The organism is Parasaccharibacter sp. TMW2.1882, from assembly GCF_023337635.1.
GTDB lineage: Bacteria > Pseudomonadota > Alphaproteobacteria > Acetobacterales > Acetobacteraceae > Bombella > Bombella apis.
On record NZ_NWUT01000001.1, the window covers coordinates 1,077,335 to 1,090,813 of the forward strand.

The following is a 13,479-nucleotide window of genomic DNA, read 5'->3' on the forward strand; positions in this document are numbered from 1 at the left end:
ACTCTTTTACAGGCATAACTTATGAAAAGGTTCCACCAGAAAGGCAGAACCTTTTCCAGAAAGTAACGCCTTTTACGCCGGCTCTTCCGGGCGGGCAACCGGCTGCCAGAGCGGCGAGTCCTTGCCGATCAGATGCTGCTCATGCAGGCTTTCGGCAATCTGCACGGCATTGAGGGCTGCTCCCTTGCGGAGATTGTCCGACACGCACCAGAAGGCCAGACCATTCTCCACGGTCGGGTCAATGCGCAGGCGGGACACATAGGTGTCATCTTCACCCACACATTCGATCGGAGTGACGTAACCGCCATCTTCCCGCTCGTCCCGCAGCACGACGCCCGGAGCCTTCCGCAGGGCGGCACGGGCCTTCTCCAGATCGACCGGCTTCTCACACTCGATGCTGATGGCCTCGGAATGACCGATGAAGACCGGCACACGCACGCAGGTGGCCAGAACCTTGATGTCCGGGTCCAGAATCTTGCGGGTCTCGACCGCCATCTTCCATTCTTCCTTGGTGGAACCATCCTCCATGAAGCGGTCGATATGCGGGATCAGGTTGAAGGCGATCTGCTTGGTGAACTGGGCAATGGTCGGTGCGTCATTCACGAAGCTGCCCTTCGTCTGGCTGAACAGCTCATCCATGCCAGACTTCCCGGCTCCCGACACGGCCTGATAGGTGGACACCACCACACGCCTGATGCGGAACAGGTCATGCAGCGGCTTCAGGGCCACCATCATCTGGGCGGTGGAGCAGTTGGGGTTGGCGATGATGCCCTTGCGGGCCTTCTTCAGGGCAGCTGCATTGACCTCCGGCACCACGAGCGGCACGCCCGGCTCCATGCGGAAATGGGACGTGTTGTCCACGACCAGACATTTCGCTGCCGCAGCCTTGGGGGCATACTTTGCAGATACCGCCCCACCGGGAGAAAACAGGGCGATATCCCAGCCCGTGAAATCGAACGTCTCCAGATTCTGGACCTTCAGGACCTTCTTCTCACCAAAGGACACCTCACGCCCGGCAGACCGGGCGGAGGCCAGTGCCACGATGTCATCCACCGGGAACTGACGCTCCGCCAGTGTCTTCAGAATCTCACGCCCAACAGCCCCTGTCGCTCCAACGACGGCAACCCTGTAACCCATTCTCTCATTCTCCCTCGGGCAGGGCCCAACCCCGCCCCGTTTCATTCAGAAACCCATCCGGGCCTCATTATAAGAGCTGTCTCTACCCGAAAAAAGGCAACCGCTTGCAGAAGGCGGACACATGATGGCGCACCAGCTCATACCGGGCACGGCCATCCTGCGCCATGTAATTGAGCTGGACCGTGTGGCGTGCCCCCACATAGGGGCGGTGGCCGTGCCATGTGTCCGGCCCATTGGGGAAAATGACCAGCGTGCCACCAACAGGCGGAATCTCGCTGGCATAATCCTCCACATCGTCAGGCCCGTTGAGAAAACGCAGGCACCCCCCCTTGTGATCCCAATCCTTTTCCGGGTCATTGAGATAGAGCAGGATGGTCACACGCTTGGAGGCACTGTCCCTGTGTATGCGGCCATCCTTGGCCCGTGTCTGGCCCCGCATGGTCACCATGCTGGGCGCAGAACGGACATCCAGCCCGAATTTCTCAGAGACGATCTCTTTCAGCCGGGGCCCGGCAAAGTCTTCCATCATGGCCTTGAGCTCGGGATGGAGCTCCAGCGCCCCGATGGGGAAAGACCCGCCCGCCCGTATCTCCGGCAGCAGGGACACGGCCCGGGCCAGCGACGGCCCCGCAAGGAAATCCGGCACCACAATGTGCGGACATGGCACCCGGCTGACCACGGCCCGCCTGACAGCCTCGTAATTGATAGAAATCGTACTCATGGTGACAGTCACGCTACCGCCCTCCGACAGGGCAGGCAAGCCGTCCCGGCCCCTCTGACGACAAGGTGAGGGAAGATTTTGCCTTCCCGGCACGATCGGTTAAAAATACCCTCCCAGCGAGGCAAGAAGGAAAGATGCCATCATGACGGGCTCACCGAACCACCAGAATGCGATCAATGGCGAAAACATCGCCTATCTCGGTGAGCTGTACACCCAGTGGCTGGAGGACCCGGCCTCCGTCCCTTCCGACTATGACACGCTGTTCGCCACCATGGGCGACCCTGCCAGACATGAGACAGGCCCGCACGCCACGGTCCCGGACGTCAGCCTGCGGGATGAACGGCTGAAGGAGGCCTTCCGCCTCTGCGGGCATCTCCAGGCAGAGCTGGACCCGCTGGGCCTGCGCCCTGCCCGCCAGATCGATGCCCTCACCCCCGACAGCCAGACCGACCCCACCCTGTTGGCCCGCCTGAAACGGACCTATTGCGGGCCGATCGGGGCGGAGTTCATGCATCTTCAGGACAGCCAGCAGCGGCAGTGGTGGATCGACCATCTGGAAGAAAAACCGGCCACCGCCCTGCCCCTCTCGCAGGAGCGCATCCTGAGCCTGCTCACCCGTGCCGAAGGCTTCGAGACCTTCTGCCAGCAGCGTTTCACCGGGATGCGCCGTTTCGGCCTTGAAGGCGGAGAAAGCCTCATCGTCGCCCTTCAGGCCCTGCTGAATGAGGCGGCACGGGACGGCGTGCGCTCCATCTCGCTCGGCATGCCCCATCGGGGGCGGCTGAATGTCATGGCCAACATCCTGCGCAAGCCTTATGCCGCCATCTTCAGCGAATTCGCAGGCAAGGCCTTCTACCCGGAAGGCATCCGGGTCTCCGGGGACGTGAAGTACCATCTGGGCACCACGACCACCATCCGGCAGGGCCGCCACGAGATCCGCATCTCCCTCCTCCCCAACCCGTCCCATCTGGAGGCGGTGGACCCGGTCGTGCTGGGCCGTGTCCGGGCCGACCAGGACAGGGACAGGGATGAGGACCGCCAGAAGCATCTGGGAATTCTCGTCCACGGGGACGCCGCCTTCGCCGGGCAGGGCGTGGTGTATGAAACACTCCAGCTGTCCCGGCTGGAAGGATACCGTACCGGCGGCACGGTGCATCTCATCATCAACAATCAGGTGGGCTTCACCACCAGCCCGGCCTCGGCCCATTCCGGCATCTGGAACACCGACATCGCCAAGACCGTGCAGGCCCCCATCCTGCACGTGAATGGCGACAACCCCGAGGCCGTAGCCCGCTGTGCCGCCCTTGCCCATGAATGGCGGAAGACCTTTGCCAGCGACATCGTGGTGGACATCATCAGCTACCGCCGCCACGGCCATAACGAGACGGACGACCCCGCCTTCACGCAGCCTGCGATGGTACAGACCATCAGCCAGCACCCGACACTCCGCCGCCTCTATGCCGAGAAGGTTCTGGCCGAGACGGACATCCACCCTGCCGAGGTGGAGGCCCTGTGGGATGATGTGCAGGCCCAGCTCCATCAGGCCTTCGAGGATGCCGACACCTACCAGCCGGACCCGACCGACTGGCTGGATTACAGCCCGCAGGACCCCACCCGCCTGCTGGACACGCCCGAACGCATCCAGCCCATGACGGGCGTGCCCCTGCCCCGGCTCCAGCAGGTTGGGGAAGCGATGACAGCCATTCCGGCGGATTTCACCGTCCATCCCCGTCTGGCCCGGCAGCTTCGGGCGAAGCAGGCCACGCTGGCCGAGGGCGGCCCGGTGGACTGGGCCACGGCAGAGGCCCTTGCCTTTGGCACGCTGGCCCTTGATGGCCACGCCATACGCCTCTCCGGGCAGGATTGCGGCCGGGGAACCTTCAGCCAGCGCCATGCCGTGCTGACGGACCAGCATACGGGCCATCACTACACGCCGCTGGCCCATATCGCCCCCCGGCAGGCTCCCGTGAACGTGTGGAACTCCCCCCTCTCCGAATATGGCGTGATGGGGTTCGAGTATGGCTATTCTCTGGGCAACCCGGATGCGCTGGTGCTGTGGGAAGGCCAGTTTGGCGACTTCGCCAACGGGGCGCAGATCATCATCGACCAGTTCCTTGCAGCCGGAGAAACGAAATGGCTGCGGACATCCGGCCTGACCCTGCTCCTGCCCCACGGCTATGAGGGAGCCGGGCCGGAACATTCCTCCGCCCGCCCGGAGCGCTTCCTCCAGCTCTGTGCCGAGAACAACATGCGGGTCTGCATGCCCTCCAGCCCGGCGAGCTTCTTCCATCTGCTCCGGCGGCAGATCGCCCGCCGCTGTCGCAAGCCGCTGGTCGTGTTCAGCCCCAAGTCGCTCCTGCGGCACAAGCAGGCCGTCTCCCTGCTCAGCGAGATGGGACCGCAGACACGCTTTGCGCCCGTCATCGCCGATGCCACCTGCGCCGGTGGCGCACGGCGGGTCATCCTATGCAGTGGCAAGGTCTATTACGACCTCCTCCAGCAAAGGGAAGACGCCGGACTGAAACACTGCGCCATCATCCGGCTGGAGCAGCTCTATCCTTTCCCCCATCATGCCCTGGCCGAAGAGCTGGGTCATCACCCCCAGGCAGAAGACGTCATCTGGTGTCAGGAAGAGCCGGAAAATGGCGGGGCCTGGCAGTTCGTGGACCGGCGCATCGAAGCCTGCCTGCGGGAGATCGGCCATGCCTGCACCCGCCCGCATTATGCCGGGCGCAAGGCCTCCGCCTCACCCGCCACCGGGCTGCCCGGCATCCACCAGGCCGAGCAGGAAACGCTCATCCGGCAGGCCCTGGGGCTGGAGGCCGCCTCCCCATCCATCGACTGATCCTTCATTCAAGACGTAAAGACACACATCATGCCAGTAGACAAACCCATCACCAGCCAGCTCAATTCCCTTCGCACCGGACCGGATGAACGGGGGCATTTCGGAATCCACGGCGGGCGTTTCGTGGCCGAAACCCTCATGCCCCTGATGCTGGAACTGGAAAAAGCCTACAACCACGCCAAGACTGACCCGCAGTTTCAGGAAGAGCTGGATTATTACCTCCGCCACTATGTGGGCCGTCCCAGCCCGCTCTGGCACGCCAGACGGCTGAGCGAGACGCTCGGCGGAGCGCAGATCTACCTCAAGCGGGAAGAGCTGAACCACACGGGCTCCCACAAGCTGAACAACGTGATGGGCCAGATTCTTCTGGCCCGCCGCATGGGCAAGACCCGCATCGTGGCCGAGACCGGGGCCGGACAGCACGGCGTGGCCACGGCCACCGTCTGTGCCCTCTTCGGGCTGGACTGCGAAATCTACATGGGGGCCACCGATGTGGAGCGGCAGAAGCCCAATGTCTTCCGCATGCACCTGCTGGGAGCCAAGGTCCATCCCGTCACGGCGGGAGCCGGCACGCTGAAGGATGCCATGAACGAGGCCATGCGGGACTGGGTGGCCAATGTGGAGAACACCTACTTCCTTGTCGGCACGGTGGCAGGGCCACATCCCTACCCGGCCATGGTGCGGGACTTCCAGTCCGTCATCGGGACGGAAGCCCGTGAGCAGATACAGGAACAGACAGGCCGCCTGCCGGATGCCGTCATCGCCGCCATCGGGGGCGGGTCCAACGCCATGGGGATTTTTCACCCCTTCCTCGATGATGCCGATGTCCCGCTTTACGGCGTGGAGGCCGCCGGGCTGGGGCTGGACAGCGGCAAGACGGCAGCGTCCATCGCCCGTGGCAGGCCCGGCGTCCTGCATGGCAACCGCACCTACCTGCTACAGGACGAACACGGGCAGATCACGGAGGCCCACTCCATCAGTGCGGGGCTGGACTATCCCGGCATCGGGCCGGAACATTCATGGCTCAAGGATATTGGCCGGGTGAACTACGTCAGCGCCACGGACGATCAGGCCCTCGACGCCTTCCAGACCCTCACGAGGCTGGAGGGCATCATCCCGGCGCTGGAAAGTGCCCATGCCGTGGCCCATGCCATCGTCATGGCCCCGACCATGACCAGAGACCAGACCATCATCGTCAACCTGTCCGGCCGGGGTGACAAGGACGTACCCACCGTTGCGGCCCATCTGGGCGTGAAACTGTAAGGAGAGCCACCATGAGCCGCATCAAGACCTGTTTCGACCGCCTGAAAAAAGAGGGCCGTGGTGCCCTGCTGCCCTATCTGGAAGCCTTCGACCCGGACAGGGAGACATCCCTGGCCCTAATGCGCCAGATGCCCGAGGCCGGGGCCGATCTCATCGAAGTCGGCGTGCCCTTCTCCGACCCCTCCGCCGATGGCCCGACCATCCAGCTAGCCGCACGGCGTGGCCTGAAGGCCGGGGCCACCCTGAAGGGAACGCTGGAGCTCATCCGGGACTTCCGCAAGGAGAATGACCATACGCCGATCATCCTGATGGGCTATTACAACCCGATCGACAGTTACGGTGTGGAGCGATTCTGCAAGGATGCCCGCTCCGCCGGTGTGGACGGGCTGATCGTGGTGGACCTGCCGCCTGAGGAGTCCGAGGAGCTGGCCCCCCACGCCAGAGCGGAAGGACTGGACATGATCACCCTGACCGCCCCCACCACCCCGGATGACCGGCTGAAGACCATCCTCAGGAAGGCCAGCGGGTTCGTCTATCATGTGAGCATCACGGGCATCACAGGCACACGCAGCGCCACGGAAGAGCAGCTGAAAGCCGCCATGACCCGCCTTCGGGCCGCCACGGACCTTCCCGTCGTGGCCGGTTTTGGCATCAGCACGCCGGAGCAGGCCCGCACGGCCTCCCGCATCAGCGACGGGGCCGTCGTGGCATCCGCCATCATCAAGGAGATGGCCGCCACCTATGATGAACACGGCCACGCCACAGCCAGAAGCATCCCCACGGCACTGGAGAAAATCCGCTCCCTTGCCAGGGCGGTGCGCAACTGAAACCGGACACGAAAAACCCCCAGCCACAGGACTGGGGGTTTTTCGATTTCATCTTTTTGCAGAACTGGCTCTGAAGGCTTACTTCTTCAGCCAGCGGCCAATGGCACACAGGCCAGCCAGAGCGGCCACAATGGCACCACTCCACAGCAGCGTCTGACCAACACACTGGCAACGGCTCTTGGGCTTCAGGTCCTTGCTGATGGACTGGAATGCCTCCTGGGCACGGCTGGCATATTCCTCAGCCTTGGCTTTCAGTTCATCGGGGTTGACGATTTCCTCAGCCTTGGACTTGAGCTCATCAACATTGATAGCGTCCGCCATGGATATTCCTCCCTGAATCCGCCACTGTACCGGAACAACCGGTCTGGCGGATCAAATCTTGCATTTGCGCCAGAAAATTACTGACTGCCGGTAAACATACCACTGATCATTTTACCATTCAGCAAATTTCTCTCATGGGAGCCTCGTCTTTTCTGCATATGTCTGTCTAACTCCCATGCAGAAAAACGTTTTTTCTTCACCCATGCCCAGCAAATGCTACTTTTGTTCCACATGCTACTGCACGATATACCAGCCTGACACCACCATACAGGGGAGCCCCATGCCTGCTTCACCATCATCCCAGACGCTTCCCATAGAAGGGATGAGCTGCGCCTCCTGCTCCGCACGGGTGGAGAAAGCCCTCCGGGCCGTTCCAGGCGTTGAACAGGCCAGCGTCAATCTGGCAACTGCCACGGCCCATGTCACAGGCACGGCCTCCCGCACGGCTCTCATCCAGGCTGTCGAACAGGCCGGGTATGATGTCCCGTCCCCGCCCATCACATTACGCATTGAAGGGATGAGCTGCGCTGCCTGTTCCACACGGGTGGAGAAGAGCCTTCAGGACGTCATCGGCGTCAGGATGGCCAGCGTCAATCTGGCAACCGCCACCGCACAGGTAACCGGGACAGCCACACATCAGGCGCTCATCAGCGCCATCCAGAAAATGGGATTCGCCGCCTCGCTGCTGGAGGGAGAGACAGGGCTGGAAAATGCCCTGACACAGAAACAACGCATGAAGCAGGCCATGAAAACCCAGTGGCGGGACCTGATGATGTCTGCCCTGCTGTGGCTGGCCATCCTGTTCATGACTATGGGACACGGGTTTGGTCTCATTCCACCTGCCATACAGCCCCTGCTGCAATGGGCACTGGCCAGTGTCGCCCTGCTGGGGCCGGGCCGGCGCTTCTACCAGGCCGGGATACCGGCCCTGCTGCGCCGGGCACCAAACATGAACTCACTGGTCGCACTGGGGACCGGGGCCGCCTATCTGTACTCCAGCCTCGTGGTGTTCTGCCCCACCCTGATGCCAGCCGGTACACAGCATCTCTACTTTGACACCATCCTGGCCATCCTGACGCTCGTTCTTCTGGGACGCATGATGGAGGCCAGAGCAAAAGGCCGCACATCCGCAGCGCTGGAAAAACTGACCCATCTGCAACCGCAGCATGCCCATCTGCTGACTGAAGGAACATGCCGCATTGTCCCTGTCGCCCAGATACAGACGGGCGACAGGCTTCTTGTCCGCCCCGGCGAGCGGGTTCCGCTGGATGGAATCGTACTGGAAGGGGAAAGCCATCTGGATGAATCCCTGCTGACAGGCGAGCCCATGCCAGCCCTCCGGCAGGTCGGCGATACCGTCATCGGCGGGACCATCAACCAGGAAGGAACACTGACGGTCCAGGCCACGGCCACTGGAGCCGACACCATGCTAGCCCGCATTATCAGCATGGTCGCACAGGCCCAGGGTGACAAACTGCCCATCCAGTCCCTCGTGGACAAAGTGACCCTGTGGTTTGTCCCAGCCATCATTCTGCTGGCCGTGCTGACATTCCTCATCTGGCTGTTTCTGGGCCCTGCCCCGGCGCTGGGCCATGCTCTCGTCAATGCCATTGCCGTACTGATCGCCGCCTGTCCCTGTGCCATGGGCCTCGCCACGCCAACAGCCATCATGGTCGGTACGGGCAAAGCGGCGGAAATGGGCATCCTCTTCCGCAAGGGCGAAGCCCTCCAGACGCTGGAATCCACCACTCTGGTTGCCTTCGACAAGACCGGCACCCTGACGGCCGGCCAGCCCCGGATGACAGAATTCTACCTGCTGGACAAGAACACCTCCGACCATCCTGAGCAGGCCGAGAACACCCTGCTGACCCTTGCCGCCTCGGTCGAAACGCAGTCCGACCACCCTGTCAGCCGGGCCATCGTCACAGCTGCGCAGGAACGGGACCTGCCTTCCGTAAAGACCCGTCATGCCCGCATCATGCCCGGACTGGGCATAGAAGCGCAGGATGAAGACGGGCAGAGCATCCATCTTGGCAGCCAGGCCTGCATGAGGGCTCTGGGCTTCCATAATGCAGAAGCCAACCGGCTTGCTGCAGAGCTGAGCCAGAAAGGCACGTCCCCCCTCTTCATGGCCCATGGGGGGCAGATCGTGGCCCTCATGGGCGTGGCGGACCCCATCCGCCCCTCCGCCATGAAAGCCGTTGCAGCCCTGCGGGCCCAGAATATACGGACAGCCATGATTACCGGGGACATCGAACCTACAGCCCGGCATATCGCCCGCCTGGCCGGAATCGAGGAAGTCATCGCCCAGGTCCTGCCGCATGAAAAAGGTGAGGCCATACGGACCCTTCAGAAGACACACGGTTCCGTGGCCTTCGTGGGCGATGGCATCAATGACGCCCCGGCATTGGCACAGGCTGACACCGGGCTTGCCATCAGCCATGGAACAGATATCGCCATAGAGGCCGCAGACCTCGTCCTGACGGGCGAGAGCCTGATGACCGTGCCCAATGCCCTTGCCCTGTCCCGGGCCACGATGACCATCATACGGCAGAATCTCTTCTGGGCTTTCGCCTACAACATCGTGCTGCTGCCGATTGCCGCAGGGGTGCTCTACCCGTTCACTGGCACGCTGCTGTCCCCCCCTTTCGCCGCAGGGGCCATGGCGCTCTCCAGCATCTTCGTGCTCTGCAACACGCTACGGCTGCGACGCCTCCGCACGGTCGTGGAAACCGAGACCAGCACGGAAGTCTGAGACCCTGGCCGGGGACGGGCCTTCATGCCCTGCCCCCGGCCTCTCCTCCTCACACACCAGCCAGAACGGCGGCCAGAGCCTCCACAACAGGCGGCAGGTTGTGCTCATTCAGCCCCGCCATGCAGACACGGCCACTGCGAAGAACATAGACACCATGCTCCTCCCGCAGGCGGTCCACCTGAGCGGGTGACAGCTTCATCATGCTGAACATGCCACGCTGCTTCAGCAGGTACCGGAAATCCTGCCCCGGCAAACGGGCGGAAAGCTGCTCATGAAGCCTCTGGCGCATCACACGGATGCGGGCCCCCATGGCTGCCACTTCCTCCCGCCAGAGCTGCGCCAAGGCCTGATCTCCCAGAACGGCATCCACAAGCTGCGCCCCACGGACGGGCGGACTGGAATAATTCCGCCGCACCGTGACCTTGAGCTGGCTCAGCACCCGCTCTGCCGCATCACCATCCCGACAGACGACCGACAGGGCCCCGATGCGGTCCCCATACAGGGAAAATATCTTGGAAAACGAATTGCTGAGCAGGAACTCCAGCCCCGCATCCACCATGGCCCGCACGGCATACACGTCTGCCTCCAGCCCATGACCCAGCCCCTGATAGGCAAGGTCCAGAAACGGGATCAGCTTCCGGTCCTTCAGGACAGGGATCAGCTCATCCCACTGGTCAGCCGTCAGATCGGCCCCTGTCGGATTATGGCAGCAGGGATGAAGCAGGACGACATGATGTTCCGGAATCTGGCGGATGCAGGCCATCATGGCCTCAAAATTCACACCACCCGTTGCCGGGTCAAAATAGGGATAGGCCTGTGTCCTGAAACCGGCCCCGGCAAAAATGGAAATGTGATTTTCCCATGTCGGATCACTGACCCACAGTTCGGCCTGCGGAAAATAGCGGTGCAGGAAATCTGCCCCGACCTTCAGCGCGCCAGACCCACCAAGACTCTGGACCGTGGCGATGCGGCCGGTCTGCACCGGCTCGCTGCCACAGCCAAACAGCAGGTGCTGGACAGCCTGCCTGTAGGAAGCCAGACCTTCCATCGGCAGGTAGAGGTCCGGCCTGTCCTGCTGGGTGGCCAGCCTTTCATGCGCCTTGCGGATGCAGGCCAGCTGCGGGACATGACCTGCCTCATCATAATACAGGCCAATGCTGAGATTGACCTTCTTCGCCCGATCATCCCGCTTGAAGTCCTCCACCAGCGACAGGATGGGATCCCCCGGAGACAGTTCAACAGACTGGAACATGGACTGCTTCATCCTTTTTTCGCACTGGTCTTCATGCTGGCATTACGCGGGCCCTGCGGGCCGTAATCATAATCCGCCACGACCATGCCAAATCTCTTCAGGGCATCCGGAGCATCCATCTCCGGCAGAAGGACCTCGATGAACACGGCACGGTCGGCCTGTTCTGCCTGTTTCAGGGCCTGCTCCAGATCGCTGACCGTTTCCACCACGAGGGACAGGGCCCTGTCCTCCCGGTCGAACGCCCGGGGCAGGTCAGCATAACGCCAGTTGGCAATGTCGTTGTACCGGGAATGTTCCCCCAGAATCAGGCGCTCGATCGTATAGCCCCTGTTGTTGAGCAGGAAGATGATGGGCTTCTGGTCATGCCGCAGGATGGTGGAGAGCTCCTGCGCTGTCAGCTGGAAGGAACCATCACCGATGAAGAGCAGGTGCCGCCGGTCCGGGCTGCCAAGCTGGGAGCCGAACAGGGCTGGCAGGGTATAGCCGATGGCCCCCCAGATGGGCTGGGAAATGTAATGGCTGTTCCGGGGGAAAGGCGTGCCCAGCAGGGCTGTGTTGCTCGTCCCCGCCTCACCGACCACGACATCCCCTTCCTTCAGGAAACGGGCCACACGGGGCCAGAGGGTCGCATGGGTCAGCCGGTCCGCCGCCTCACCGGGCAGGGACGCAGCAGAATCCGCCGGACGGGCAGGCAGCGTACGGGAAGACGGCGTCACTTGCGCCAGCAGGGCCTCCAGCACGGCCCCGACAGGGGCAGCCGGAATGGACCGGCCTGCAAGGCTCACATCATGGGCCTGAAGATTGATGAACGCCTCCGGGCGGATCTCATGCGTGAAGAAGCCCGTGTTGAGCTCCGTGAAACGCAGGCCGACCCCGATCACGCAGTCTGACTGGCTGACCAGCTCCCTGATGTCCGGGCGGCTGGCCCCACCCACATAGCCACCCAGATAGTAGGGGGCTGTCTCATCCAGCACGGCCTTGGCCGGAGCCGCCGCCACACAGGGGATTGCACAGCGTTCCGCCAGCACGGCAATCTGCCCGGCCACGCCGAAGCGGTCGGCATCGGAATCGAGAATCATCACCGGCGAGCGGGCCGCAGCCAGACGTGTGGCGATGTGCCCGGCCGCCAGGGCCACCTGTTCCGCATCACCCTGCGGAAGGGCAAAACGGAACGGTTCTTCGGGCACCTCGATGTTCAGATGGGTGATGTCGGATGGCAGCTGGAGATGGACAGGCCGCCGCTCCCGCCAGCAGGTCTGGAGGACACGGTCGATTTCTTCCACGGCATTTTCCGGCGTCAGGCGGGCCTGGGCGACCGTATATTCCGCCATGCACCGCCCGATGTTGCCATACCCGCCATCACCCAGCGTATGATGCAGCAGGGCACGCCCCTCGACCGCATGAAGCGGTGGAATCCCGGTGATGTGCACGAACGGAACACGCTCGGCATAGGCCCCGGCAATGCCACTGATGGCCCCGAGGTCACCCACGCCAAAGGTCGTCACCAGGCCGCACAGGCCGGAGGTGCGGGCATAGCCATCGGCGGCATAGGCGGCATTCAGCTCGTTGCAGTTCCCCACGAAGGTCAGGGACGCATCAGCCTCCACCTGCTCCAGAAAAGAAAGGTTGAAATCCCCCGGAACACCGAAAAGATGGCTGATTCCTGCCTCGACGAGGCGGCGGGCCAGATAGGCCCCGATCTGCATGCGCATGAACAAATTCCTAAAACCTGTGAAGAGGGCGTACTCCCGTACAGGCAGAATACCCGCCTCGCACGAAACCCCGTTCGGCCCTCGATCATACTGCAATATATATGCAATCTGTGTGCAAATATGATCTATCATGCCCCCTTCTCCGCACGGATCACGCATGAAAGCGCACATCATGGACCATCTTGACTGGAAGCTCCTGTCCGCCCTGCACCGCAACGGGCGTCTGACCAACCGGGAGCTGGGCGAGGCCATCGGCCTCTCACCGTCCCAGTGTTCCCGCCGCCGACTCCTGCTGGAGAAGGCCGGTGTCATCCGGGGGTACAGTGTCACGCTGGACCAGCAGGCCATGGGGCTGGGCGTGATGGCCTTCGTCCAGGTCATCATGAAGGGCCATGCTGCCGGGGCCTTCGAACGCTTCCAGGCCCTCATAAACAGTACCTCCATGATCCAGGAAGCCCATGCCGTCAGCGGTGATGCCGATTACATCCTCAAGGTCGTGACGAAAGACCTGCCGAGCCTCTCCACTTTCGTTACAGACCAGTTGCTGGCGCATGACACGATCGGCCACGTGAAATCCTACATCGCCCTCCGCCCCCTGAAGACAGACAGCCCTCTACCGCCATTCCAGCCCTGAAAACCCTCCCGC

Annotated in this window: 10 protein-coding genes; 5 read left to right on the top strand and 5 right to left on the bottom strand. The window is 62.7% G+C overall.

What is annotated here, in order from left to right:
• Window positions 1–72: 72 nt before the first annotated feature.
• Window positions 73–1,137: an aspartate-semialdehyde dehydrogenase gene (locus CO583_RS04955; RefSeq protein WP_081562491.1), complete on the bottom strand. Its 1,065-nt coding sequence runs from the start codon at window positions 1,135–1,137 to the stop codon at window positions 73–75.
• An 82-nt stretch (window positions 1,138–1,219) separates the two neighbouring features.
• Window positions 1,220–1,858 (bottom strand): 2OG-Fe(II) oxygenase, encoded by a 639-nt coding sequence (locus CO583_RS04960; RefSeq protein ID WP_248460297.1) that lies wholly within the window; start codon window positions 1,856–1,858, stop codon window positions 1,220–1,222.
• Window positions 1,859–2,000: 142 nt separating this feature from the next.
• Between CO583_RS04960 and CO583_RS04965 the strand changes: the two genes are divergently transcribed.
• From CO583_RS04965 to trpA, 3 genes are read left to right on the top strand one after another with little or no spacing between them, the layout of a single operon-like run.
• Window positions 2,001–4,703, top strand: coding sequence for a 2-oxoglutarate dehydrogenase E1 component (locus CO583_RS04965; protein WP_248630829.1), 2,703 nt, complete (start codon window positions 2,001–2,003; stop codon window positions 4,701–4,703).
• A gap of 30 nt (window positions 4,704–4,733) precedes the next feature.
• Window positions 4,734–5,966, top strand: coding sequence for a tryptophan synthase subunit beta (gene trpB / locus CO583_RS04970; RefSeq protein ID WP_081562493.1), 1,233 nt, complete (start codon window positions 4,734–4,736; stop codon window positions 5,964–5,966).
• An 11-nt stretch (window positions 5,967–5,977) separates the two neighbouring features.
• On the top strand, window positions 5,978–6,793 hold the full coding sequence (gene trpA, locus CO583_RS04975) for a tryptophan synthase subunit alpha (RefSeq protein ID WP_248630828.1): 816 nt from the start codon (window positions 5,978–5,980) through the stop codon (window positions 6,791–6,793).
• Between the two features lie 78 nt (window positions 6,794–6,871).
• On the opposite strand, the gene CO583_RS04980 is transcribed toward trpA, so the two are convergent.
• Window positions 6,872–7,114 carry a hypothetical protein gene (locus CO583_RS04980; protein WP_043558707.1) on the bottom strand — a complete coding sequence of 81 codons (243 nt, stop codon included), beginning with the start codon at window positions 7,112–7,114 and terminating at the stop codon, window positions 6,872–6,874.
• Between the two features lie 280 nt (window positions 7,115–7,394).
• On the opposite strand from CO583_RS04980, the gene CO583_RS04985 reads away from it, so the two are divergent.
• Window positions 7,395–9,869 (top strand): heavy metal translocating P-type ATPase, encoded by a 2,475-nt coding sequence (locus CO583_RS04985; RefSeq protein ID WP_248630827.1) that lies wholly within the window; start codon window positions 7,395–7,397, stop codon window positions 9,867–9,869.
• A 49-nt stretch (window positions 9,870–9,918) separates the two neighbouring features.
• Here CO583_RS04985 and CO583_RS04990 read toward each other — a convergent pair whose 3' ends face one another.
• Together CO583_RS04990 and CO583_RS04995 are read right to left on the bottom strand one after the other, a co-directional pair.
• Window positions 9,919–11,121: an amino acid aminotransferase gene (locus CO583_RS04990; RefSeq protein WP_248630826.1), complete on the bottom strand. Its 1,203-nt coding sequence runs from the start codon at window positions 11,119–11,121 to the stop codon at window positions 9,919–9,921.
• Window positions 11,122–11,129: 8 nt separating this feature from the next.
• Window positions 11,130–12,833 carry an alpha-keto acid decarboxylase family protein gene (locus CO583_RS04995; RefSeq protein ID WP_081562496.1) on the bottom strand — a complete coding sequence of 568 codons (1,704 nt, stop codon included), beginning with the start codon at window positions 12,831–12,833 and terminating at the stop codon, window positions 11,130–11,132.
• Window positions 12,834–12,990: 157 nt separating this feature from the next.
• Between CO583_RS04995 and CO583_RS05000 the strand changes: the two genes are divergently transcribed.
• Window positions 12,991–13,467: an Lrp/AsnC family transcriptional regulator gene (locus CO583_RS05000; RefSeq protein ID WP_227431405.1), complete on the top strand. Its 477-nt coding sequence runs from the start codon at window positions 12,991–12,993 to the stop codon at window positions 13,465–13,467.
• Window positions 13,468–13,479: the final 12 nt, after the last annotated feature.